Source organism: Martinezella sp. CNPSo 3959 (genome assembly GCF_057784355.1).
In genome coordinates this window covers 106981-130869 of record NZ_JBXSOV010000012.1, presented here as the reverse complement: position 1 = coordinate 130869, position 23889 = coordinate 106981, and the positions used below count along the sequence as shown (strand labels likewise).

Genomic DNA, 23889 nt, shown 5'->3' with positions numbered 1-23889 from the left:
CTCAACTGACAGGAGTTACAACCATGAAGACCCGTTTTCTCTCCATCGCCGCCCTTAGCTTTGCTGCAACCACTTTTGCCTTCGCGGTGCAGGCCGCCGAGATCAAGAATATCGTCATCGTCCACGGCGCGCTGGCCGACGGCTCGGGGTGGCGCAAGACCGCCGACATCCTTGAAAAGGACGGCTTCAACGTCACCGTCGTGCAGGAACCGATCACCTCGCTTGCCGATGATGTTGCCGCCACCAATCGCGTGCTCGACCTCCAGAACGGACCGAGTCTGCTCGTCGGTCACAGCTATGGCGGCATGGTCATCACGGAAGCGGGCAATCGCCCGGATGTCGCAGGCCTCGTCTATGTCGCCGCATTTCAGCCGGACAAGGGCGAAAGCCTGATCAGCCTTGCAAGCTCGAAGCCTGCAGGCAGCATGAACATCCGCGAAACCAAGGACGGCCAATATCTTTATCTCGATCCTGCTACTTTCGCCGCCGACTTTGCAGCCGACCTGCCGAAGGACGAGGCCGATTTCATGGCAAAATCTCAGGTCTTTGCCTCGAAAGCCGCCTTCACCGCCAAGGTCGGCGACCCTGCCTGGAAGGCGAAGAAGAGCTGGGCCGTCGTCGCGACCAACGACCGTTCCATCAATCCCGAGCTGGAGCGCGACATGGCAAAGCGCGCCGGTAGCGACGTGACCGAAATCAAGGCAAGCCACGCCGTCTTCGCTTCGCAGCCGGAAAAGGTGGCCGCCGTGATCGAAAAGGCAGCCAAGGACGCCGGCAAGTAAAGCAATCCGAGCGGCGGCTTCATGAACGAGGCCGCCGCCTATCCTTATGCGGGATCGTAGCAGCTGGCTTCGCTGCCCGAGCCTAGAGGCAAAAAAGAGATCGAACCCCGGCTTGATGTGAATAGGCAATGAAAGCCTATGGGATCGGCACGTTCAGGTTCCCGTTAGAATCATGCCCTACCTTTAGAATAATTCCAATCTAAGGAGGCACGATGTCTGCAAGATCCGCCTATTCCATTCCGCAACGCGTCCTTCATTGGCTCATGGCGCTGCTGATCTTCTTCAATCTCTTGTTTCCGGATGGGATGAATGCATGGCGGCGTCTTATTCGCCACGGCCAGGTGCCGACGCCAGCCGACATCTCCAGCGCCAATATTCACGCCTATGCCGGCATTGCTGTCCTGTTGCTCGCCGTCCTGCGCCTTGCAGTCAGATTTTCGTCCGACGTTCCCGCTACGCCGGATGGCCAGCCTGCCTTCCTGCACTACCTCGCGCAGCTGATACATGTCCTGCTCTATGTGCTGATCTTTGCAATGCCGTTATCGGGTATGGCCGCCTACTATCTGGGAATCGATACGGCGGCATTCGTTCATGGCGGACCAATCAAGTCCCTGCTCTGGATCGTCGTCGTCCTTCATATATTCGGCGCGCTCGTCCAGCATTTCTATTTCAGATCGGACGTGCTGCGCCGAATGACGATCGGTTGAATTGCCCGCGCGATTGGTGGCCTATGCTCCCAGACCGCGAAAATGCTTCTCGAAGGAAAACAGGGCGGTCGGCAATGTGCTTCCGCCTTCCAGCGCCAAATCCGCAAGGATTTCGCCGACGACGCTCGTAAACTTGAAGCCATGGCCGGAACAGGCCGACGAGACAACCACATTCGGCTGTCCAGGCACCCTATCGATGAGAAAATCCTCGCTCGGCAGCATCGTGTAGCGGCAGGTCGTTGCCCGCACACGAAACGACGCTGCCTCCGGCAAGCGCTTGCGGGCGAAGCTGTCGAGCAGATCGGTGTCGATATCATTGACCGGCGGATTGGGAAGGGTCGGGTCGATCGGCTCGTGGAAATGCGCATGGCGGCCGATCTTCACACCATCGACACCGATGGCAGGGAAGCCGAAATAGGAACCTTCCGCTCCTTCATCGCGCAGGAAGCATGGCATGCGCTGCGGCTCGGCAACGAAGCCATCCCTCGGCTGATACCAGGCAACCACCTGGCGGATGGGCTGGGCATGCGCCTTTAGCTGCGGCACAAGCTCGGCAATCCAAGCGCCGGTTGCGACGATCACCTTGCGGGCACGATATCGCCCGGTTGTGGAAATGACGGTCACGCTCGTATCGTCTGGCTCGATTGCGATGACGCGCTCTCCGAAATGCAGAACCGCACCATCCTCCGCCGCAAGCTTCAAATAGCCCATGATCGCCGCTTCAGGCCTGACATAGCCGCCCTGAGGATCGAGCACGCCGACCTCCCCGTCGTCCAATGCGAAGGCCGGAAAGCGACGTTTCATGGCGTCGCGATCGAGTATCTCATGCGCCAGGCCGTGCATGTCGCAGGAAGCGCGCGTGCCGCTCACGATCTTGCTGTCGGGCGTGCCGATCTGCAGGACACCTGTCACCGTCAGGATTTCGGCTCGCAGCCTTGCCTCCAGCGAGCGCCAGTTTTGATAGGCACGCTTCAGCAAGGGAACATAGGACGGATCTTCGAAGTAGCCGAGGCGGATCAGGCGGCTGTCGCCATGCGAGGAGCTGAGCGCATGGGCGGGAAAATGCGCCTCGATCCCGATCGCCTTTGCACCGCGTGCCACGGCGAAAGACAAGGCTGCACTTCCCATCGCGCCGAGGCCGACGACGGCAACGTCGAATTCCGCAATCATTTCATGCTCCAGTTTGGTTTTCCGCAGGCGGCGCGGTCTTGGCGATCATGGCCCGCAAGGCTTCCATATCCGCATTCAAGGGACGATCGTCGCCATAAACGGGCACGCATGAACGGACAGCTGCGTGGATACGCTCCGTTCCCGGCGCTCTGGCACCCTTCGAAACGAGGAAATCATGTGCCTGCGCCGCCGCCATCAGCTCGATGGCCAGGATATATTCGGCATTGTCGAGGATAGCGAGCAGCTTGTTGGCCGCCGCGGTCGGATGAGCCATGAAGTCTTCCTGCAGGCCGGAGGTCAGGCCGCCATCGAGCGATGCTGGTGCGGCGAGCCGCCGGTTGTCGTTGCTCAGCGCCGCGGCCGTGTATTGCGCGATCATGAAACCGGAGTGGCTGCCGGCGTCGCTAGCAAGAAACGGCGGCAGGCCGCTGACCAGCGGATTGACAAGCCGATCCGTCCGCCGCTCGCTCATCGCAGCAATTTGGGCGATCGCAATCGCCAGACTATCGGCTGCCTGCCCAAGAGCGGGCGCCACAGCATGCGCCTCGGAAGAGACAACCGGCTGCTCCGGCGTGCCTGAAACAGCCGGATTATCCGTTACCGAGGCGAGTTCCTGATCGACGATAGCAGCCGTCTGTTCGAAGACATCCCAGGCCGCGCCATGGGCGTGGGGGACCGATCTCAGACTCAGCGCATCCTGCGTCCGCCGGCCGAGGGCAGCCGCAACGAGACCGCTGCCATGCAGGCGGTTGCGCAAGCTGCGCCCGACCTTGGCGATGCCAGCCGATGGGCGCAGCGCCAGTACCTTCTCATCAAAAGCCGCCATCTGGCAGCCAACGGCTTCCAAGGTCAGCGCGGCGATGGCATCGGCCCAATCGAGCAGGTGCTCGGCACGGGAGACGGCAAGCGCCGACAATCCCGTGGCGCAGGCCGTCCCATTGACGAGGCTTAAGCCCTCTTTGGCACCAAGCACCAAGGGGTTCAGACCGATTACCGCGAGCGCCTCGGCACCACTCATCGACTTGCCCTTCACGACAGCCCTCCCCTCGCCGATCAGGACGAGTGCCGTATGGGCATTGTGCGTGAGATAGCCGGCTGAGCCTTTGGACGGGACTTCCGGAATGCAGTCATGTTCGAGAAACGCGGCCAGATGCCTGACGATCTCTGGCCGCACGCCGGAATGGCCGTGGGCGAAATTGGCGATCTGCGCTGATATGATCGAGCGCACCTCGCGGGCTGGCAGAAGCGGACCGACGCCGCAGGCGTGGCTGAGAATGATGTTGCGCGACAGCCGGCTCTGTGAATCACGATCAACAACCGTGTCGGAGAGTGCACCGACGCCAGTGTTGACGCCATAAGCGCGCACGCCCGTTTCCACGATACGCTCGACGATGCGGCTTGCCTGAGCAACGCGTTTCCAGGCAGCATCGGAGAGAGATAGGCGTTCACCGCCGCCGACGCGGGCGATGTCGCGCCAGGATAGCGGTCCATCGATGGTGACGGTCATTGTCCGTTTCCGAAATGACCGATGAACTGGCGGAAGGCCGGCGAGGCGCCGCCGCCGAACATCTCATCCGGCGTGCCGGTGCTTTCGACAAGCCCTTCCTTCATGAAGACGACGCGGTTGGAGACATTGCGAGCGAAGCTCATTTCGTGGGTGACAACCAGCATCGTCGTGCCTTCTTCAGCAAGCGAGCGCATGACGCGCAGCACTTCGCCGACAAGCTCGGGATCGAGCGCCGAGGTCGGCTCGTCGAACAGCATGAGCTTCGGTTTCATGGCAAGCGCGCGGGCAATCGCCGCGCGCTGCTGCTGGCCGCCGGAGAGATGCGCGGGATAGGCATGACGCTTGTCGGCAATGCCGACCTTCTCCAGCAGCACTTCGGCCTCGGCAATGCATTCAGCGCGAGGACGCTTCAGGACATGCACCGGCCCCTCGATGACATTCTGCAGGATCGTCATGTGGGACCAGAGATTGAAGCTCTGGAAGACCATGCCGAGTTCGGAGCGGATATGATCCACCTGCTTATGGCTCGCTGGGTAGCTCTTGCCATTCTTGTGGATCATGCGGATCTGCTCGCCATCCACCCAGATCTCGCCATCCGTGGCGATTTCGAGGAGGTTGATGCAGCGAAGGAAAGTCGATTTGCCCGAGCCGGAAGCGCCGAGCAGCGAAATTACATCGCCATCCTGAGCATCGAGGGAAATGCCGCGCAAGACCTCGTGCGTACCGAAGCTCTTGCGGATGTTGCGGACGGAAAGTCGGGTGACACCTGGCATGATTTGCCTGCTCCAGTAAGCTTTAGGCCTTCAGCGCCGGCGGTATCGCGCGGCGATGGCGGGACAGAGAATATTCCAGCAAGGCCATAGCCTGCAGAATGATGAAATTCAGCACGAGGTAGATGATCGCCGCACAGATAAAGACTTCCATCGTGCGATAGGTCTGCGAAATCAGCCGCTGGGCAACGCCTGTGACCTCCCAGACCGTGACGAGGCTCGCGAGCGCCGTCGACTTCATCATCAGCACGATCTCGGTCGAATAGGCCGGCAGCGCATGCCTAAAGGCGATCGGCGCGATGATGCGGCGCACGAGCAGGAAGCCGGACATTCCGATCGAACGTGCCGCCTCGATCTCCTGCGGCGAAACGGCACGGATGCCGCCGCGAAAGATCTCGGCCGAATAGCCGGCAGTGCAAAGCGCCAGCGACAGGATCGCGCAAACGACGGGCTCGCGCAGGAACGGCCAGAGGAACGAATAGCGGATGATCGAGAATTGCGCCAAGCCATAGAAGACCAGGAACATCTGGATCAGCAGCGGCGAGCCGCGAAACACGAAAATATAGCCCTTGGCAAAGCCGGACAGGATCGGATTGCCGCTGACGCGCATGGCGACGATGACGAGAGCGAGAAGGCCGCCACAGAGGATCGACAGGGAGAAGAGCAGCAGCGTCATCGGTACCGCCTTCAGCAGCGTGACCATCGTGCTCGAAAGAAAACCGAAATCCATGCCGTCCTCCTCAAGCCTGGCCAATCGTCGCAGCCGGCATGCTGCGATTGGCGTGACGTTCGGCCTTGTTGAAGATGCGGTCCGACAGGCTGGTCAGGACCAGATAGAGAATGCCGCCGGCGATGAAGAAGAGGAAATATTGACGGGTAGAGCCGGCTGCGACCTGGCTGGTACGCATCAGCTCCGCAAGGCCGGTCACCGAAATCAAAGCGGAATCCTTGAGGCTGAGCTGCCACACATTGCCGAGCCCGGGAATGGCAAAGCGGAAGACCTGCGGAATGATGATGCGGCGCAGGCGCAGACCGCGATGCATGCCTATAGCAGACGCGGCCTCAAGCTCGCCCTTGGAAATGGCAAGATAGGCGCCGCGGAAAACCTCGGCCTGATAGGCGCCGGAAATGATGCCGACGGCAAGAGCACCCGCGGCAAAGGACGGCAGGCCGAGAAAGCCGTCATAGCCGAGCCATTTGCCGATGGACGTTACCGCTGACGAGCCGCCGAAATAGATCAGATAGATGATCAGAAGCTCGGGAACGCCGCGAAAGACTGTCGTGTAGATATTGCCGAGCGTCTTCAGCACCAGGCTTCCGGAGAGTTTCGCGAAGGCTATGACCGCGCCCAGAACGGCGCCGATGGCCAAGGCGGTTGCCGTGACGGCAAGCGTCATCAAGGCGGCAACAAGCAGCAGCGCGCCCCACCCGTTCGAGCCGAAGCCCAGCAATTGCAAGCTTGCCATAGATCCAATCCCCGTCCGTGGCAGTTTCAGGCGTCAGGATATCATATGGTCTCCGGCCGCAAAGCCGGAGACCGATGAAAACGACCCAAGGGCCGCGCTCATCAATTCGGGCTGACGTCGACCTTGAACCACTTCATCGACAGGGTCTTGATGGTACCGTCGGCAAGCGCAGACTTGATCGCCTCATTGAACTTGTCGCGCAGATCGGTATCGGCCTGGCGGATGCCGAGGCCTTCGCCTTCGCCCCAGATGGAGCCGGCGATTTCCGGGCCGGTGAAGGCGAGCGAATCATTGGCGCTGGCAAAGGCGTTCGCGAAGTAGACGGCGTCATCGAAGCCGAGATCGATACGGCCGTTCTGCAGATCGAGATCGCGGTCGGCGCCGGTCTTGTATTCGCGGATCGTAGCGATCGAGCCGAAATTGTCATAGACGAACTTGGCATAAACGGTTGCAGCCTGGATGCCGATCGTCTTGCCCTTGAAGGCTTCCTTCAACACGTCGATTTCTTTGACGCCGGTCTGGCCGGGAGTCATCTTGATCGTGGTGCCGGTGCCGGCGGCATTCGCAAGCGGGCTATCCTTGGCGGTCGCAAAAGCGGCGGGCGTAGCAGCGTAAGGGATGGTGAAGCCGATGACCTGCTTGCGTTCATCGGTGATCGACAGCGCATCCATGATGACGTCGAACTTGCCGGCGTTCAACGCCGGGATCATGCCGTCCCAGTCGGAAGCGACGAGTTTGCAATCGATCTTGGCGCGTTCGCACAGAACCTTGGCAAGCTCCGGCTCGAACCCGCCGAGCGTGCCGTCGGCGTTCGTCATGTTCCACGGCGCGTAGGCACCTTCCAGTGTGATCGTTGCCGTCTTCCAGTCCTTGGCGAATGCAGGTGCGGCGAAAGCGGCGGCAGCTACGACGCCTGACAAGAGAATTGCACTGAATTTCATCGTATTGAGCTCCTCTGAGGTTGAAACAGGCTTTGCAGCACTTCCTACCGATCTTCGCCGGCTTGCCCGCTTTCCCTATTAATTTTTAGGATTGATTGCGAGGTTGTATAGGGTACCATATGAGATAATTTATGATATGCAAGTGGGAAAGTTGTTTTCGAGGCAGATTCACGCGATGCAAAGGGAATAGGCAATGAAGCGTTCCGGCGAGATGAAACGCGAACTGGCGGAAAATGATACCGCACCTCTCTATGCCGGCGTCAAGCAGATGATACTCGACCGCATTCATAGCGGTGAGTGGCCGCCGAAATATCGCGTTCCCTCCGAAAACGAATTGGTGGTCGAGCTTGGCGTCAGTAAGATGACGGCCAATCGTGCGCTGCGGGAACTTGCCAATGAAGGCGAACTCGTCCGCATCCAGGGCGTCGGCTCCTTCGTCGCCGAGCGCAAGGGCGCATCGGCACTGTTCGAGGTCCGCAACATCGCCGAGGAAATCGCCGAACGCGGCCACTCTCATCAGGCAACCGTGATCGTGCTGGCCCAGGAGGCCGCCTCGCCTGACGTAGCCGATGCGCTGGAACTCGGCATCGGATCGCCGGTTTTCCATTCGCTGATCGTGCATAGCGAGAACGGAGTGCCGGTCCAGATCGAGGACCGGCATGTCCATCCGGAGGCCGCGCCCGATTACCTGCAACAGGATTTTACCGACATGACACCGAATGCCTACCTTTCGGCCGTTGCCCCGCTCAGCGGCTCAGAACATGTCGTCGAAGCCGTCATGCCGCAAGCCTGGGAATGCAAGCTGCTGACGATCCTGAAGACCGAACCCTGCCTGACGATCTGGAGGCGCACATGGTCGGCGCGCGGCATCGTGTCCACGGCGCGGCTGGTTTATCCGGGACATCGCTATCGACTGGAGAGCCAAAGCGGCAAACCATCCGAGCGTTAGTTGTATATGGAACATGGACATTCACGGACTCTGAAATAGCGCTGAAGGGTGTACGAGGTTCGCTAAGTCCCGATGGAGTCCGGCAAATTACGATGCCTGGAGTAAGCACTCCACAAATGAGCCTACCTAGACCGTCCCCCCCCCCGCGATCAGTGGCTTTGAACGCGAGCTATCATAGACTGCTCAGCAACAGGCTGGTCTCGCTGTTCGCAACACCATCGATCATCCGCACCTCGCGCAAGACACGGTCGAAGTCGGACAGGCTGGTCGCGCGGATATTGGCGACGAGATCCCAATTGCCGTTCGTCGTATGCAGCGAATAGATTTCCGGCAGGCCGCGCAGCTTGCGGATGACCTGTGTCGTCGATTTCCCCACGACTTCGATCATCATGACGGCATGCACGGTCTGCTCCTCATAGTCTTCCCGGACCCTTACGGTGAAGCCGAGCAGCGTGCCGGTCTCTATCAGCCGGTCCAGCCTATTCTGCACCGTGCCACGCGCGACGCCCAGAACATCAGACAGTTTGGAGAGCGAAGCCCGCCCGTCGGCACGCAGATGAGCGATGATACGCCGGTCGAGATCATCGGGAATATATTTGGCAAGCGTCATCATATGATCCTGACTTTGTCTAATCCGTCAAAAATCCTGGGCAATTTGTATAAACTCATACCAGAACTGACACAGTTTTGCGATTTCAGTCAATCGATCCGCTTGGTACCCTAGGGAAATGATTTTCATCGAGGATACGAGAATGTCCGCCCCGCTCCCATCGGAAAAAGCTTTCATTCCCTTCGTCAGCGTCGAGAACATGATGCGGCTCGTCCATCACATCGGCATCGAAACCGTGCTCATCGAACTCACGGACGCTATCGAAGCGGATTTCCGCCGCTGGGACCTCTTCGACAAGACGCCCCGCGTCGCTTCCCATTCGCATGATGGCGTCATCGAATTGATGCCCACCTCGGATGGCGCCGTCTACAGCTTCAAATATGTCAACGGCCATCCGAAGAACATGGCGCAGGGACTGCAAACCGTGACTGCCTTCGGCCTGCTTGCAGAAGTCTCGACCGGATATCCGGTGCTTCTGACGGAAATGACGCTGCTGACGGCGCTGCGCACCGCTGCCACCTCGGCGATGGCGGCCAAACATCTGGCACCGGCCAATTCGCGGCGCCTTACCTTGATCGGCAATGGCGCACAGGCGGAATTCCAGGCGCTGGCAATGAAGGCGGTCCTCGGCATCGAGGAAGTTCGCCTCTACGACATTGATCCGAGAGCAACCGAAAAGACCGTCCGCAATCTCGCCAGAACAGGCCTGCGTCTGGTGCCCTGCACCTCGGCTCAGGCTGCCATCGAAGGCGCCGATATCATCACGACGTGCACGGCCGACAAGCAATTCGCGACCATTCTGACAGACAACATGGTCGGCGCCGGCGTCCACATCAATGCCATCGGTGGTGATTGCCCCGGCAAGACAGAGCTCCACCGCGACATCCTGCTGCGCTCCGACACTTTTGTCGAATATCCGCCGCAGACCCGCATCGAGGGCGAAATCCAGCAGATGGGCGCGGACTATCCGGTCACCGAACTCTGGCAGGTCGTCAGCGGCCGGGCACCGGGCCGTAGCAGTGACAGGCAGATCACGCTCTTCGATAGCGTCGGCTTCGCGATCGAGGATTTTTCCGCTCTGCGCTATGTCCGCGAAAAGCTGGCCGGCACGGACTATTTCCAAAAGCTCGATATCATCGCCGATCCAGACGATCCGCGCGACCTCTTCGGCATGCTGCTGCGGGCAGCCTGAGACAACTCCCAGAAAGAGCGCGAAAATGATCCGATCTCCCGAATTTCTGGTAGCCAACTCGAAGCGAGCGTCAAATTGGCGCCTAGCCAAGACGGGAGCTTATGGCGCTCCCTTTGAATACCCCAGATATTCGCAGCGGACATTCACTTATCTCACTTAAAATACATCGAAATCAGCAGTTTTCTCCCTGCACTTTTTGAGGGAGAATATGCTATGAATTCGCAAGCATCGGGGAGACCCGGAAGTTCTTGCGAACTGCAGTCGCTAACGAGAGGATGCATTCTGAACATCGTGCCCGAACTGGCTAGACAAACGAACGAAATGGCTGACCTTATCTCCGGCTTCGATTGGGCAGCCACTAGTCTTGGGCCTAGGTCGGAATGGCCCGCATGCCTTACAGCTGCTGTCGATATCATGCTCCCCGCCCAAGCTCAGATCGTTATGTTCTGGGGCGAGGACTTTATTGCACTTTACAATGACGCCTATGCGCCGACGATAGGCGACAAACATCCTCGCGCACTCGGCCGGCCTGCGCGAGAAAACTGGGCCGAACTCTGGAGCGACCTCGAACCGCTTCTTCGCTCCGTTCTTCATGATGGCATGGCAGTCGTCGCCAAGGACCGGCCCTTCTACATCGAGCGCTACGGATATCCCGAAACGGTTTATTTCGACATTTCCTATTCGCCCGTCCGTGATGCGGACGGCCGGGCGCTCGGTGTCTTCTGCATCGTCAACGAAACGACGGAACGAGTTCGTACCGAGCAGGCGGCGCGTGAAAGTGAAGAGCTGTTTCGCGCCGTCATCTCGCAATCGACGACAGGGTTTGCCCAGTGCGAACTCGATGGCCGTTTCGTCCGGGTGAACGAGCGTTTCTGCAAGATTGTCGGCTACTCCGAAAGCGAGCTCCTCGGCCTGCGGACGTACGACATTACCTATCCGGACGATTTGCATGAGACTATCCGCCTGTTCGAGGCAATGATGACGACGGGCGAAAGCTTCGAGATCGAAAAGCGCTATGTTCGCAAGGATGGTAGCCTCGTCTGGGTTGCAAACTCCGTTTCCGGTTTGAAAGACAGCTCAGGACGCATCCAGCGGACCGCCGCGATCGTCACCGACATCAGTGAACGCAAGCGTGCACAGGAGGTAGAGCGGCAGCTGGCGGCTATCGTCGCCTCATCGGACGACGCCATCCTCAGCATCGATCTCAACATGATCATCACAAGCTGGAATAGCGGTGCGGAAAGGCTTTATGGACAATCAGCCGAAGAGGCCATCGGCCAGTCAGTGATGATGCTCGTTCCGGAGGACCGCAGTAACGAAGAGCCGGCGATTCTGGCGCGGATCCGTTCGGGCCAAAAGGTAGAGCCTTACGAAACCAAGCGACGCAACAAGAACGGCGAGCTTGTTGATGTTCTCCTCAGCGTTTCGCCGATCTATGACGTCTATGGCAGGATCGTGGGGGCGTCGAAGACTGCTCATGACATCAGCGCCAAGAAGGAGGCCGAGCGCCTTCAGACGGTGCTGGTGGGCGAGCTCAATCATCGTGTCAAGAATGTGCTCGCAACCGTCATGGCCATTGCACGCCAGACATTGGGAAGAGATGACGTCGACAAGGCATCCGTCGAGACCTTCGAGGCAAGGCTCTCCTCAATGGCGCGCGCTCACGATTTGCTGATCCATGGCAAATGGGAGCAGGCCGAATTGACTGAAATCATAGCCCAGGCATTGTCGCCCTATCCGAAAGACCGGTTCGAAATCTCCGGCCCTGCCATCCAGCTTGCGCCGCGGGCCGTTGTTTCCATATCGCTCGCACTGCATGAGCTTGCGACGAATGCCGCCAAATACGGTGCGCTTTCAGTGGCGGATGGCCGCGTTGCGATCACCTGGTCCGTGGAAACGGGTGAGACCGACCGGCTCAAGCTGCGTTGGCAGGAATCAGGAGGGCCAATCGTAAAGCCTCCGACCCGCAAGGGCTTCGGCTCCCGCTTGATCGAAAGCCTGCTGGCAGCTGAATTGAGCGGCAAGGTCCAAGTCCGTTACGAGCCGAGCGGCTTGATCTGCGAGGTAGATGCCGCCGCAGGCATCGGCTGGGATCAAGCCCACGACACGGCGGAGTAACGCCGCGCCCGGTGCCGAAGCAGTTTCGGTCGATTCAACGCAGCCCCTTCGGCCGCGTCGCAAGCACGTTGCGGATCGAGAAGCTCGAATGGATTCGCAGCACTCCCGGCATGGTCGACAGAATATCCTTATGGATACGTTCGAAGTCGCCAGGATTGGCGACCTCGACACGCAGCAGATAGTCGGAGCCGCCCGTCATCAAAAAGCATTCCTTGATCTCGGGATGTTTGCGCACCGCCGCCTCGAAGCGATCGAGATGCTCTTCCGTCTGCCGCTCGAGCGTGATGTTGATGATAACGGCGATCGATGCCTCCGCCTGGGAGGTGTCCACCAGCGCCGTATAACCGCGGATTACCCCCGCCTGCTCCATCAATTTGATGCGCCGCAGGCAGGCCGATGGCGATAGTCCCACCTCACTTGCCAGCTTGGCGTTGCTGACGCGGGCATCGAGCCGAAGCAGACGGAGAATATTGCGATCGATAGCGTCGAGAGCAGCCATGTGGATTCTTTCAAAAATTCGCAGATCGTTTCAATATTGATGCAACTACACAATTATCAATCACTATTTGATAGGCAATTTCACGATCCTTTCAATAATCTGCCTTGAAAGAAGCGAGAGCGGACATGGACGGCGGTATTGTGGATTCTCGGACGCCAAAGTTGGCGATGGATAGTGGAGCATGTGGCTATCTGACGATCGATCTGGCCGCGCTATGCCGGAATTACGACAAGTTATCCACCATCGTCGCGCCGGCGAAAACAGCTGCCGTCGTCAAGGCCGATTCCTATGGACTCGGTGCCAATCAAGTCTCGAAAGCGCTCTATGGACGCGGGTGCCGGCATTTCTTCGTAGCCCATTTCATCGAGGCATTGCGGCTGCGGCCGCAACTCTCTGGCGATGCGACGATTTTTGTACTGAACGGCCTGTTGCCCGGCAACGAGGCTACCTGCGCCGATGGCGGCATCGTGCCTGTCATCAATTCGCTCGATCAGTTGCGGCAGTGGTCCGACACTGCGCGATCCCTGCAGCGCCGGCTGACGGCAGTTCTGCAATTCGATACCGGCATGTCGCGCCTTGGCATTCCGCCGGAAGATCGTGGCGCGGTCGCGGCGCACCTGCAGTCATCCGACGACATCGATATCCTGTTCATCATGAGCCATCTTGCCTCCGCAGATGAGGCCGACAGCGAACAAAATGCCGATCAGCTCGCCGAAATGCGTCGCGTTGCAGCGGAATTCGCGCAATATCAGGTCTCCTTCGCAAATTCCGGCGGCATCTTCCTCGGCGGAGATTTCCACGGCGTATTGGCGCGCCCGGGGATTGCCCTTTATGGCGGCGCTCCGACCGGTGGCGTTGCCAACCCCATGGAGGCCGTCGTTCGGCTCGATGTCGCAGTCGTGCAGACGCGAACCGTTTTGGAAGGCGCTCGGGTCGGCTATGGCGGCGTGCATGTGACGAAGGGCCGGACCCGACTCGCGACGATCGCCGCCGGCTATGCCGATGGCTTGCCGCGCAGCCTCAGCGATCGCGGCGCGGTCTATTACAACGGCGTCCGCCTGCCGATCGTCGGCCGCGTGTCGATGGACAGCACGACAATCGATATCAGCGCCTTACCTGAAGGCGCGCTCTCTTTCGGTAGCATGGTGGAAGTTCTTGGAGATCATCAGACCGTGGATGATCTTGCGCGCGACGCCGGCTTGATTTCCTACGAAATCCTGACCAGTCTCGGCCATCGCTTCCACCGTCAATATCGCTGACCTTCCCATCTCTAAAGTCTCTGAGGACATCATGAAAGTCGTCGTTCTGGGTGCCGGCATCATCGGCGTGACGTCAGCCTATCAGCTTGCCAAGGCCGGCCATGAAGTCACGGTCATCGACCGGCAGCAGGGACCGGCGCTGGAGACGAGTTTTGCCAATGCCGGCGAAGTCTCCTTCGGCTACTGCTCGCCCTGGGCGGCCCCCGGCATTCCGATGAAGGCGATCAAGTGGCTGTTCATGCACCATGCGCCCCTCATCCTGCGCCCGAAGGTCGATGGCGCAATGCTCTCATGGCTGGTCAAGATGCTCTCCAACTGCACGTCGGAGCGCTATGCGATCAACAAAAGCCGGATGCTGCGCCTTGCCGATTACAGCCGCATTTCGCTGGCTGCGCTTCGTGAAGAGACGGGCATTGCCTATGACGAACGCATGCAGGGCACGCTGCAGCTTTTCCGCACGCAAGCGCAGCTCGATGCATCGGCCAAGGACGTCAAGGCCCTGGCAGCCGACGGCATCCCCTATGAGGTGCTCGATCCCGATGGCTGCGTCGGCGTCGAACCGGCGCTCAGGCACGTTCGCGGCAAGATCGTCGGTGGCCTGCTGACGCCGAAGGACGAGACCGGCGACTGCTTTAAATTCACCAATGCGCTTGCGGCGAAGGCGATCGAGCTCGGCGTGAAGTTCCAATATGGCACGACGATCAAGGGGCTCGACGTCGAAGGCAGCCAGGTACGTGGCGTGATGACGAATCTTGGACGTGTGGATGCCGATGCGATCGTTGTCGCGCTCGGCAGCTATTCGCCGCTTTTGCTGAAGCCGCTCGGCATCAGCCTGTCCGTCTATCCGGTCAAGGGTTACTCGCTGACGATCCCGATCACCGATGCCTCGCGGGCACCGGAATCGACCGTCATGGACGAAACCTACAAGATCGCCATCACCCGGCTTGGCGATCGCATCCGCGTCGGCGGCATGGCGGAAATCTCCGGCTATACCAACGATCTCGGGCTTGCCCGCCGCCGGACGCTCGAGCATTCCGTCACCGATCTCTTCCCCGGCGGCGATGTCGCAAAGGCCTCCTTCTGGTCGGGCCTGCGACCGATGACGCCGGATGGGACTCCGGTCATCGGACCGACGAAGATCAAGGGGCTTTACCTCAATACCGGCCACGGCACGCTTGGATGGACCATGAGTTCGGGCTCGGCGCGCGTCATCAGCGATCTCGTCAGTGGCCGCAAGCCTGATATCGACGCCACCGATCTCGCCGTCAGCCGCTACGCCTGACAAGCGGCTTGCGCATAAGTGCTTCAGAAAAGAGGCGGGCTGCTTGCCCGCCCACTTCGATCAATGTCGTGGAATTCGTGGCAGGAAGATCGTGAATAATCCCAACAACGGCAGATACGAGCAGAGCGTATAGACGAAGGGGATGCCATGCGTGTCGGCAAAATCTCCGAGAGCCGCGGCCCCCAATCCACCCGCGCCGAAGGCGAAGCCGAAGAAGATGCCGCCGATCAGCCCGACACGGCCGGGAATCAGCTCCTGCGCAAAGACCACGATCGCCGGGAAGGCTGAGGCAAGCACGAGGCCGATGACGACAGTCAGGACGCAGGTCCAGAATAGATTCGCATAGGGCATCAAAAGCGCAAATGGGATGACGCCGAGGATCGAGAACCAGATCACGAAACGCGCGCCAAAGCGATCGCCCACCGGCCCGCCCATGATCGTGCCGACGGCAACGGAGCCGAGGAAGAGGAAGAGCATCAGCTGCGCATCGCGGACATCGAGATGAAACTTGTCGATGACGTAGAAGGTGAAATAGCTCGAAATGCTCGCCATGTAGACGTTCTTTGTCGCGGTCAGCAGGATGAGGATGGCAAGCGCCCACATCGCCTTGCCGCGCGCGATCGGCAAGGCGCGGCTCGGGGCGGGACGCGCCGATTGCTGGCGGCGGTGATTGATGAACCAATTGCCGACCCAGCTCAGAACGATGAACCCGATCACCGCGAGCACCGAAAGCCAGGCCACGCTCTTCTGGCCGTTCTGCAGGACGAAGAAAGCGGCAATCAGCGGCCCGATTGCCGAACCGGCATTGCCGCCGAGCTGAAATAGCGACTGCGCCAGACCATGGCGTCCCCCCGACGCCAGCCGGGCGACGCGCGAAGCCTCCGGATGGAAGACGGCCGAACCGAAGCCGATCAAGCTTGCAGCGATCAGGAGAACGCCGAAACTGCCGGCATAGCCAAGCAGCAGCAGGCCTGCAAAGGTGCTTACCATGCCCACAGGCAGCGAATAGGGCATCGGCCATTTGTCAGTGACGATACCGACCACCGGCTGCAGCAGCGATGCGGTGATCTGAAACATCATCGTCAGCAGGCCGATCTGCACGAAATCGAGCGCATAATTCTCTCTGAACATCGGGTAGAGGGATGTCAAAAGCGACTGCATCGTGTCGTTCAGCAGATGGCACGTGCTGACGGCCATGACGACCGACATCGTCGTCTTTTGATATCGGGCCTGCGTGCCCAAGACTTCCGCAACCATCGGGGTAATCCTTCCTGTGCCGGCAGATTTGCCAAGCATATGACTTGATCCGCCTTTAGCACGGCTTGCGTGTGTCCTTCTTTCGTGTTCTGGTCCAATAGTTTCTCGGTTGGGCCAAAATGAAAAAGCTTTCGAAACAGTTGCTGGCAACCCTTGCCGACGATCATGTGCAGAACATGCGCTGGATGGAGGATTCGCCTGCGGATATCCTCGTCCATAGCGCCGAGCCGCCGCAGGGCTATACCGTTCCGTGGCACCGCCACCGCCGCACGCAATTGCTGTGCATCTTCGCCGGCGTCGCCCTGATCATGACGGCGCGCGGCCGCTGGATGGTGCCGCCCGGTCATGCCCTTTTCATTCCCGTCGGGCTGGAACATTCGATCGAGATCCTGAGCGACGTCAGCATGAAATCCGTTTACGTGACGCCGCGCAGCCAGCCGCCGAAGGATGAGGCCCCGCGCGTCGTCGAAGTGACGGACCTCGCCCGCAGCCTGCTATTGGAAGCCATTCGGCTGCGGGAGGCGCCGGTCACTCATCGAAAGGCAAGGCTGGTCCTGTCTCTGCTCGTCGAGGAGATTGCGACGCTGCCGGAACGGCCCCTCGGTCTCCCCTTCCCGTCCGACCGTCGGATGGCCGCGCTCTGCCGCGACTATCTGTCCACTCCATCGCCCAACGCCAGATTGGACGATTGGGCCGAGAAACTTTCAGTAAGCCGTCGCACCTTCACCCGACAGTTCCGCAAGGAAACCGGCATCAGCTTCACCACATGGCGGCAGCAGGCGAGCGTCTTTGCCTGCCTGCCGCAGCTCGCCGAGGGTCAGCCCGTCACCAATGTCGCGCTCGAAGCGGGCTACGAGAGCGTGGCCGCCTTCACCACCATGTTCCGCCGCATGCTCGGCACCTCGCCGCGCAGCTATATGGCCAGCCGCTGGACCTTCGAGCGGCAATCGGCTTGAACGTCTGCTCTTGAAATGGTCGAACGCTTCCGGCAAACAGCGCTGAAGAGCGAGGACAAAGCATATGCGGCATATCCACATCGTCGGTATCGGCACGGGAAATCCCGAACATCTGACCGTGCAGGCGATCAATGCACTGAACGCAGTCAATGTCATCCTCATTCCCAGCAAGGGCGCGGCCAAGACGGAACTTGCCGATGTCAGGCGCGAGATCTGCCAGCGCTATGTCACCAATCCAGCCACGCGTTTCGTTGGTTATGACGTGCCCTCGCGCCAGACGGCGGACCGCAGCTATGTGCAGAGTGTCGACGAATGGCATGATGCGATTTCCGCGACCTACGAACGGTTGTTTCTGGAGCACCTGACGGAGAGCCAGAGCGCTGCCTTTCTCGTCTGGGGCGATCCGGGCCTTTACGACAGCACGTTGCGCATCATCGAGCGTGTCGTCGCTCGCGGCAACATCACTCTCGACTACAGCGTTGTTCCCGGCATCACCAGCATCCAGGCGCTGACGGCAAGCCATCGCATCCCGCTCAATCTCGTCGGCAAGCCGGTGCAGATCACCACCGGTCGGCGGCTGGCCGAGAGCTTTCCGGGCATTGCCGAAACTGCCGTCGTCATGCTCGACGGCGAGCAGGCCTTCAGCAAGATCGACGATCCCGATGCCTATATCTATTGGGGGGCGTATCTCGGCACTCGGGATGAGATCACGATCGCTGGCAGGCTGGCCGACGTTTCCGAGCGCATTCTCGCGACCCGCGCCGAAGCCCGCGCCAGGCACGGATGGATCATGGATATCTACCTCATGCGCAAGGGGCAGGATTTCGACGATCTCGAATAAGCGCCGAATACCAAATCGTTTGCCCGCCGATCCGGTTTGTGCAAGGAAATGTCCCTTATGAAGGGCAGTTTTATGGTTGTGGCCGACACGCAGACAATGGAGGACCAGGCGTGCATCCCTCAGATGGGAGCCGCCGAGGATGACATTGCGTCGCCCCTGCCCTCCATGGTTCGCGGTGCCTGCCCCTCCTTGAATGCGCCGATGCAGACGGGTGACGGGCTGCTCGTGCGCCTGCGGCCATTGACGCCAGGCCTCACGGTTGCGCAACTTCGCGCCTTGGCCGAGGCTACAGAAAAGCATGGCAACGGTCTGATCGAGATCACCGCGCGGGGCAATTTTCAGCTGCGTGGCATGACGCCGCAAAGCATGCCGGGACTGGCCGCTGATATCGACCGCGCCGGCATCGTGCCGGAGAGCGGCGTCGCGATCGAAGTCCCGCCGCTCAGCGATGTCGATCCGTCGGAGATCGCCGATGCGCGTGGGCTCGCTCAACGGCTGCGAAACGCCATCCATTCCCTACATCCCAAGCCGGCGCTCGCTGCCAAGCTCGCTATCATCGTCGACGGCGGCGGCCGGGTGATCCTCGATGAAATTTCGGCGGATATTCGTTTGAAGGCGATTAACGCCATAGATGACAGGCAACTGTGGGAGCTTGCGATTGCCGGAACACAGGCGGCGGCCACGCCGCTTGCCAACTTGACCGACGAACAAGCGATCTCCGGTGTCATCACCCTGGTCAAAGCATTGACCGCAATCGGTCCTCGCGCTCGCGGCCGCGATTTGGACATTGCCTCTTTGCAAGCGCAACTTCCGGCCGTTCCCCGTTTCTCACCCGTCGAAAGCGCTACCCCGGCCTCTCCTGTCGGCCTCATCCCGCTCGGTAAGCAGCATGCGGCCCTCGGCCTGCGACCGGCCTTCGGTCGGATCCACGCCCAAGATCTCATTCGCTTTCTCGACGCGGCTGAGGTGGCGGGAGTGCATGATATTCGGACGGGGCCGGCGCACAGCCTGCTATTGCTCGGGCTTCCTCGCGATCGCATTGAAGACATCCTAGCCACGGCAGCTGAATGCGGCTTTCAAACACGCGCTGAGGATCCGGCCAATTATGCAATCCCATGCTCCGGCGCCGGAGCATGTGCCTCTGCGCATTATTCGACAAGGCAGGCGGCCGCCGATCTCATCAACTTAGGCCCCGACCTGCTAGACGGCTCGCTCAAGGTACATCTGTCCGGCTGCACGAAAGGCTGCGCCCATCCCTCGCCGACAATGCTGACCATTGTCGGTGCTGCAACGGGCTATGCTATTGTCGTAAATGGGTCATCATCATCAGAGCCGGTGGCTTACATCCACAAGGAAGACCTGAAATCGGCGCTGGCTGCGCTCGGGAAACTGGTACGGAACAACAAAGCTGCTGGCGAATCGGCACAGCAGTGTCTTAAACGGCTCGGCCGGGACGCAATCGCGACGGCTTTACGACAGGGATAGAAATGCCTGACTATGACTATATCCGCGAGGGGGATGCGATCTATGAACGCTCCTTCGCGATCATCCGCAGCGAAGCCGATCTCCAGCGTTTTCCCGAAGCCGAGGCCGATGTCGCCGTCCGCATGATCCATGCCTGCGGATTGGTGGAAGCAGCGGAGCATTTTCTCTTCTCCCCCGATTTCGTCGCATCCGCCCGCAAGGCGCTGACTGACGGTGCGCCGATCTTCTGCGATGCCGAAATGGTCGCCCGTGGCGTCACCCGCGCCCGCCTGCCTGCCGCCAACGAAGTGATCTGCACCTTGCAGGATCCGCGCACGGCAGAGATCGCGAAGACCATCGGCAATACGCGCTCGGCCGCCGCCATGCATCTTTGGGCCGATCGGCTTGCCGGCTCCGTCGTTGCCATCGGCAATGCGCCGACCGCCCTCTTCCATCTTCTCGAAATGCTGCGTGACGGCGCTCCGAAGCCGGCCGTCATCATCGGCATGCCCGTCGGCTTCGTCGGCGCGGCGGAATCGAAGGATGCGCTCGCCGAAAACTCCTATGGCGTTCCCTTCGCCATCGTGCGCGGCCGGCTAGGCGGCAGTGCGATGACGGCAGCCGCCCTCAACGCGCTTGCGAGGCCGGGCCTATGAGCGCGCCGTCAATTGGAAGCCTGATCGGTGTCGGCACCGGCCCCGGTGATCCGGAATTGCTGACGGTCAAGGCCGTCAAGGCCCTGGAGCGCGCCGACGTGGTTGCCTATTTTGCCAAGCAGGGCAGAGGCGGCAACGGCAAGGCTATCGTCAGCGATCTGCTGAAAACGGGCGTGACGCTGCTGCCGCTCTATTATCCTGTCACGACCGAGATCGACAAGGACGCGCCTGACTACATCGATCAGATCACCGCCTTTTACGACGTCTCGGCCGAGATGGTGGCGGCGCATCTGCGCGAAGGAAAGACGGTTGCCGTACTCAGCGAAGGCGATCCGCTGTTTTACGGTTCCTACATGCACCTGCATGTGCGCCTTGCCGATCGCTTCCCCACAGAGGTCATTCCGGGTGTGACGGCCATGTCCGGCTGCTGGTCGCTCGCCGGCTTGCCGATGGTGCAGGGAGACGACGTTCTCTCCGTGCTGCCGGGAACGATGGCGGAGGCTGAGCTCACTCGCCGCCTGGGCGATACGCAGGCGGCCGTCATCATGAAAGTCGGCCGAAACCTGCCAAAAATCCGCCGCGCGCTTGATGCCGCTGGCCGGCTGAAGGAGGCGATCTATGTCGAGCGCGGCACGATGACGAACGGCGCCATGACGCCACTTGCCAGCCGCGACGATGCAGAGGCGCCCTATTTCTCCCTCGTGCTGGTTCCTGGCTGGGAAAGCAGACCATGAGCGGGCGTCTCTATGTCATCGGCACCGGCCCCGGCAACCCCGCTCAGACGACGCCGGAAGCGCTGGCCGCTGTCGCGGATTCCCATGAATTTTATGGCTACGGTCCTTATCTTGACCGCCTGACGCTGCGCGACGACCAGATCCGTCAGGCATCGGACAATCGCGAGGAATTGGATCGCGCCAAGGTGGCGCTGCAGCGGGCCTCAGCCGGCATCAATGTCTGCGTCGTCTCCGGCGGCGATCCCGGCGTTTTTGCCATGGCGGCCGCCGTTTGCGAGGCGATCGATGACGGTCCGGCAGAATGGCGCACAATCGACCTCGTGGTCGTGCCCGGCATCACCGCCATGCTTGCCGTGGCGGCGCGCATTGGCGCACCTCTCGGGCACGATTTTTGCGCCATCTCGCTATCCGACAATCTGAAACCCTGGTCGCTGATCGAGAGTCGTCTCCGCGCCGTCGCCGAAGCGGGCTTTGTGATCGCGCTCTACAATCCGATCAGCAAGGCACGACCCTGGCAGCTCGGTAAGGCCTTCGAAATCCTGCGCGCCGTACTGCCCGGCGAAACACCTGTCATCTTCGGCCGGGCCGCCGGTCGTCCTGACGAGCGCATTATAGTGGCTCGGCTCGCAGATGCGGAGGCGTCACAAGCTGACATGGCGACCTGCGTCATCATCGGCTCGGCCGAAACGCGCATCATCGCCCGCGAAGGCCGTCCGGATTTGGTCTATACGCCGCGTTTCATCAGAGAAGAGGCGAAATGATCGATCCAACCGAGCGCAGCCTCCACCGTTTCGACCACCGGCAGACCGGCGGCCTCGGCGCGCTCGACCATGATCACCTTGATGCCAAGCTGCCTTGCGGCCTCGATCTTCCCATAGGTCGCGTCGCCACCACTGTTTTTGGCGACGACCACCTCGATCTGATACCGTCGCAGCATGTCAAGTTCGTCGGCCAGTCGGAACGGCCCTCGGCTATGGATGTAGCTGACGTGCGGCACCGTCAGCGGCGGCTCGACGGGATCGACGCTGCGGACCCAATAATGGTGCTGCGGTGCGGCGTTCGCCTGATGCGCCTCCTGCCGGCCGGTCGCAAGGAAAACGCGCAAGGGCGCATCGCCGAGGGCGGCGATAGCCTGCGAGACGCTGTGCACGGAAAGCCAATCATCGCCTTCGACCGGCACCCACGCCGGACGGCGCAGCGCGAAAGCGGACACATGGCATTCAGCAGCCGCCGCTGCGGCATTGGCCGAGATGCGGGCTGCGAAGGGATGCGTGGCATCGATCAACAGGTCGATCTCTTCGTCGCTGACATAACGGGCAAGCCCCTCTGCGCCGCCGAAACCGCCGCTGCGCACCGGAACGGGTTGCGGGGCGGGATCGGTGGTTCTGCCGGCAAGCGACAGGATGACCTCGAGATCCGCTCGCGAAGCAAGAGCCGTCGCCAGCGCACGGGCTTCCGTGGTGCCACCGAGGATCAGAATGCGGGCCTTGCCCATGGCTGAAACACCTTCAATTCAACGCTGGCTCACTCTTATCGGCATCGGCGAAGACGGTCCAGCCGGTCTCGGCGACGAAGCCAAGCGGCTGATCGCCTCATCGCCGGTCGTCTTCGGCGGGACGCGCCATATCGAGTTGATGAGCTCGCTGATATCAGGCGAAACGCAGGCATGGCTTTCGCCATTCGAAAAATCCGTCGAGGCGGTGCTTGCCCGGCGCGGCAAGCCGACGGTGGTTCTCGCATCAGGGGATCCCTTTTTCTACGGCGTCGGCGCGACACTTTCGCGGAGCATTCCGGCCGCTGAAATGACTGTTATCCCGGCGCCCTCCTCCTTCAGCCTCGCCGCTTCGCGCCTCGGCTGGCCCTTGCAGGAGACCACGGTTCTCTCGCTGCACGGACGGCCGATCGATCTGATCCGGCCGCATCTGCATGCTGGCCGCAAAATCCTGGTGCTGACATCGGATGGCAAAGGCCCTGCCGAATTGGCGGCCCTGCTGCAGAGCTCCGGCTTCGGCCCATCTGAGCTTACGGTTCTGGAAGCGCTGGGCGGCCCGCATGAAAAGACCTCTCGGCACAGTGCGGCCGATTTTTCCCTATCCAGCATCAACGATCTGAACATCTGCGGCGTCGAGGTCAAGGCGGACGCTGGCGCACGAGTTCTGCCGCTGAGCGCGGGTCTTCCCGACGACCTTTTCGAACATGACGGCCAGATCACCAAGCGGGAGATTCGCGCGATGACGCTATCGGCGCTCGCCCCGCGCCATGGCGAACTGCTCTGGGATATCGGCGCCGGCTCCGGTTCGATCGGCATCGAATGGATGCTGGCCGATCCCTCGCTGCGCGCCATTGCCATCGAAGCATCGCCCGAGCGTACGGCGCGTATCCGCCGTAATGCCGGCAATTTCGGCGTACCTGGCCTGGTGATTGTCGAAGGCGAGGCGCCGGCTGCTCTTTCTGACCTCGCCGCGCCCGATGCGATCTTCATTGGCGGCGGCGGCAGCGATGCCGGTGTGCTGGAGGCCGCCATCAATGGATTGAAAAGCGGCGGCAGGCTGGTTGCCAATGCCGTCACGACGGAAATGGAAGCGCTTTTGCTGGCCGAGCAGGCACGCCGCGGCGGCTCCTTGATCCGCATCGATATTGCGCGCGCCGCCCCCGTCGGCCGCATGACCGGCTGGCGGCCGGCCATGCCGGTGACGCAATGGTCGTGGAGAAAGCCATAATGGTGAATG

General features: G+C 60.7%; 24 protein-coding genes. 14 read left to right on the top strand and 10 right to left on the bottom strand.

Annotated features, from left to right (window positions below):
* Positions 1-23 precede the first annotated feature (23 nt).
* Both AC13RE_RS22285 and AC13RE_RS22280 read left to right on the top strand, forming a co-directional pair.
* Positions 24-782, top strand: coding sequence for an alpha/beta fold hydrolase (locus tag AC13RE_RS22285; protein WP_488564546.1), 759 nt, complete (start codon positions 24-26; stop codon positions 780-782).
* 212 nt (positions 783-994) lie between these two features.
* Complete coding sequence (locus tag AC13RE_RS22280) at positions 995-1489, top strand: cytochrome b (protein WP_488564545.1); 495 nt, start codon at positions 995-997, stop codon at positions 1487-1489.
* 21 nt (positions 1490-1510) lie between these two features.
* Here the strand turns inward: AC13RE_RS22280 and solA are convergent, their stop codons facing one another.
* The 6 genes from solA to AC13RE_RS22250 form a co-directional block, all read right to left on the bottom strand.
* Positions 1511-2659, bottom strand: a complete 1149-nt coding sequence (solA, locus tag AC13RE_RS22275) for an N-methyl-L-tryptophan oxidase (protein ID WP_488564544.1) — start codon at positions 2657-2659, stop codon at positions 1511-1513.
* A 1-nt stretch (position 2660) separates the two neighbouring features.
* The gene (locus tag AC13RE_RS22270; protein ID WP_488564543.1) at positions 2661-4166 is read right to left on the bottom strand and encodes an HAL/PAL/TAL family ammonia-lyase; all 1506 of its coding nucleotides are present in this window, start codon (positions 4164-4166) and stop codon (positions 2661-2663) included.
* Entirely contained in the window at positions 4163-4939 is a 777-nt protein-coding gene (locus AC13RE_RS22265; protein WP_092706976.1) for an ABC transporter ATP-binding protein, read from the bottom strand. The genes AC13RE_RS22270 and AC13RE_RS22265 overlap by 4 nt, the downstream gene beginning before the upstream one ends.
* A gap of 22 nt (positions 4940-4961) precedes the next feature.
* Positions 4962-5666 (bottom strand): ABC transporter permease, encoded by a 705-nt coding sequence (locus tag AC13RE_RS22260; protein WP_488564542.1) that lies wholly within the window; start codon positions 5664-5666, stop codon positions 4962-4964.
* A gap of 10 nt (positions 5667-5676) precedes the next feature.
* A complete protein-coding gene (locus AC13RE_RS22255; protein ID WP_132719363.1) occupies positions 5677-6402 on the bottom strand; it encodes an ABC transporter permease subunit in 726 nt (241 codons plus the stop codon).
* Between the two features lie 101 nt (positions 6403-6503).
* Complete coding sequence (locus tag AC13RE_RS22250) at positions 6504-7343, bottom strand: transporter substrate-binding domain-containing protein (protein WP_183711550.1); 840 nt, start codon at positions 7341-7343, stop codon at positions 6504-6506.
* A 193-nt stretch (positions 7344-7536) separates the two neighbouring features.
* On the opposite strand from AC13RE_RS22250, the gene hutC reads away from it, so the two are divergent.
* A complete protein-coding gene (hutC, locus tag AC13RE_RS22245) occupies positions 7537-8292 on the top strand; it encodes a histidine utilization transcriptional repressor HutC (RefSeq protein WP_132719361.1) in 756 nt (251 codons plus the stop codon).
* 172 nt (positions 8293-8464) lie between these two features.
* Here hutC and AC13RE_RS22240 read toward each other — a convergent pair whose 3' ends face one another.
* A complete protein-coding gene (locus AC13RE_RS22240; protein WP_015343394.1) occupies positions 8465-8902 on the bottom strand; it encodes an Lrp/AsnC family transcriptional regulator in 438 nt (145 codons plus the stop codon).
* A gap of 142 nt (positions 8903-9044) precedes the next feature.
* On the opposite strand from AC13RE_RS22240, the gene ocd reads away from it, so the two are divergent.
* Positions 9045-10094, top strand: a complete 1050-nt coding sequence (gene ocd, locus AC13RE_RS22235; protein ID WP_488564541.1) for an ornithine cyclodeaminase — start codon at positions 9045-9047, stop codon at positions 10092-10094.
* A gap of 321 nt (positions 10095-10415) precedes the next feature.
* Positions 10416-12212, top strand: coding sequence for a PAS domain S-box protein (locus AC13RE_RS22230; RefSeq protein ID WP_488564540.1), 1797 nt, complete (start codon positions 10416-10418; stop codon positions 12210-12212).
* 34 nt (positions 12213-12246) lie between these two features.
* Here AC13RE_RS22230 and AC13RE_RS22225 read toward each other — a convergent pair whose 3' ends face one another.
* Positions 12247-12711, bottom strand: coding sequence for an Lrp/AsnC family transcriptional regulator (locus AC13RE_RS22225; protein WP_015343397.1), 465 nt, complete (start codon positions 12709-12711; stop codon positions 12247-12249).
* Between the two features lie 125 nt (positions 12712-12836).
* On the opposite strand from AC13RE_RS22225, the gene alr reads away from it, so the two are divergent.
* Both alr and AC13RE_RS22215 read left to right on the top strand, forming a co-directional pair.
* Complete coding sequence (gene alr, locus AC13RE_RS22220; RefSeq protein WP_488564539.1) at positions 12837-13970, top strand: alanine racemase; 1134 nt, start codon at positions 12837-12839, stop codon at positions 13968-13970.
* Positions 13971-14001: 31 nt separating this feature from the next.
* On the top strand, positions 14002-15252 hold the full coding sequence (locus AC13RE_RS22215) for a D-amino acid dehydrogenase (RefSeq protein ID WP_488564538.1): 1251 nt from the start codon (positions 14002-14004) through the stop codon (positions 15250-15252).
* A gap of 60 nt (positions 15253-15312) precedes the next feature.
* On the opposite strand, the gene AC13RE_RS22210 is transcribed toward AC13RE_RS22215, so the two are convergent.
* Positions 15313-16509 (bottom strand): MFS transporter, encoded by a 1197-nt coding sequence (locus tag AC13RE_RS22210; RefSeq protein WP_488564583.1) that lies wholly within the window; start codon positions 16507-16509, stop codon positions 15313-15315.
* A 119-nt stretch (positions 16510-16628) separates the two neighbouring features.
* Between AC13RE_RS22210 and AC13RE_RS22205 the strand changes: the two genes are divergently transcribed.
* The 6 genes from AC13RE_RS22205 to AC13RE_RS22180 all read left to right on the top strand — a co-directional run bounded on the left by AC13RE_RS22205 (position 16629) and on the right by AC13RE_RS22180 (position 21921).
* The gene (locus AC13RE_RS22205) at positions 16629-17465 is read left to right on the top strand and encodes an AraC family transcriptional regulator (protein ID WP_488564537.1); all 837 of its coding nucleotides are present in this window, start codon (positions 16629-16631) and stop codon (positions 17463-17465) included.
* A gap of 64 nt (positions 17466-17529) precedes the next feature.
* Complete coding sequence (gene cobF / locus AC13RE_RS22200; protein ID WP_488564536.1) at positions 17530-18306, top strand: precorrin-6A synthase (deacetylating); 777 nt, start codon at positions 17530-17532, stop codon at positions 18304-18306.
* Positions 18307-18363: 57 nt separating this feature from the next.
* Positions 18364-19791 (top strand): precorrin-3B synthase, encoded by a 1428-nt coding sequence (cobG, locus tag AC13RE_RS22195; RefSeq protein ID WP_488564535.1) that lies wholly within the window; start codon positions 18364-18366, stop codon positions 19789-19791.
* Between the two features lie 2 nt (positions 19792-19793).
* Positions 19794-20426 carry a precorrin-8X methylmutase gene (locus AC13RE_RS22190; protein WP_488564534.1) on the top strand — a complete coding sequence of 211 codons (633 nt, stop codon included), beginning with the start codon at positions 19794-19796 and terminating at the stop codon, positions 20424-20426.
* Complete coding sequence (locus AC13RE_RS22185) at positions 20423-21160, top strand: precorrin-2 C(20)-methyltransferase (RefSeq protein WP_488564533.1); 738 nt, start codon at positions 20423-20425, stop codon at positions 21158-21160. Before AC13RE_RS22190 ends, AC13RE_RS22185 begins: the two co-directional genes overlap by 4 nt.
* The gene (locus tag AC13RE_RS22180; RefSeq protein WP_488564532.1) at positions 21157-21921 is read left to right on the top strand and encodes a precorrin-3B C(17)-methyltransferase; all 765 of its coding nucleotides are present in this window, start codon (positions 21157-21159) and stop codon (positions 21919-21921) included. The genes AC13RE_RS22185 and AC13RE_RS22180 overlap by 4 nt, the downstream gene beginning before the upstream one ends.
* Here the strand turns inward: AC13RE_RS22180 and AC13RE_RS22175 are convergent.
* Positions 21885-22655, bottom strand: a complete 771-nt coding sequence (locus AC13RE_RS22175; RefSeq protein WP_488564531.1) for a cobalt-precorrin-6A reductase — start codon at positions 22653-22655, stop codon at positions 21885-21887. The two genes, AC13RE_RS22180 and AC13RE_RS22175, sit on opposite strands and share 37 nt — an antisense overlap.
* Between AC13RE_RS22175 and cbiE the strand changes: the two genes are divergently transcribed.
* Positions 22639-23880 (top strand): precorrin-6y C5,15-methyltransferase (decarboxylating) subunit CbiE, encoded by a 1242-nt coding sequence (cbiE, locus tag AC13RE_RS22170; RefSeq protein WP_488564530.1) that lies wholly within the window; start codon positions 22639-22641, stop codon positions 23878-23880. The two genes, AC13RE_RS22175 and cbiE, sit on opposite strands and share 17 nt — an antisense overlap.
* Positions 23881-23889 lie beyond the last annotated feature (9 nt).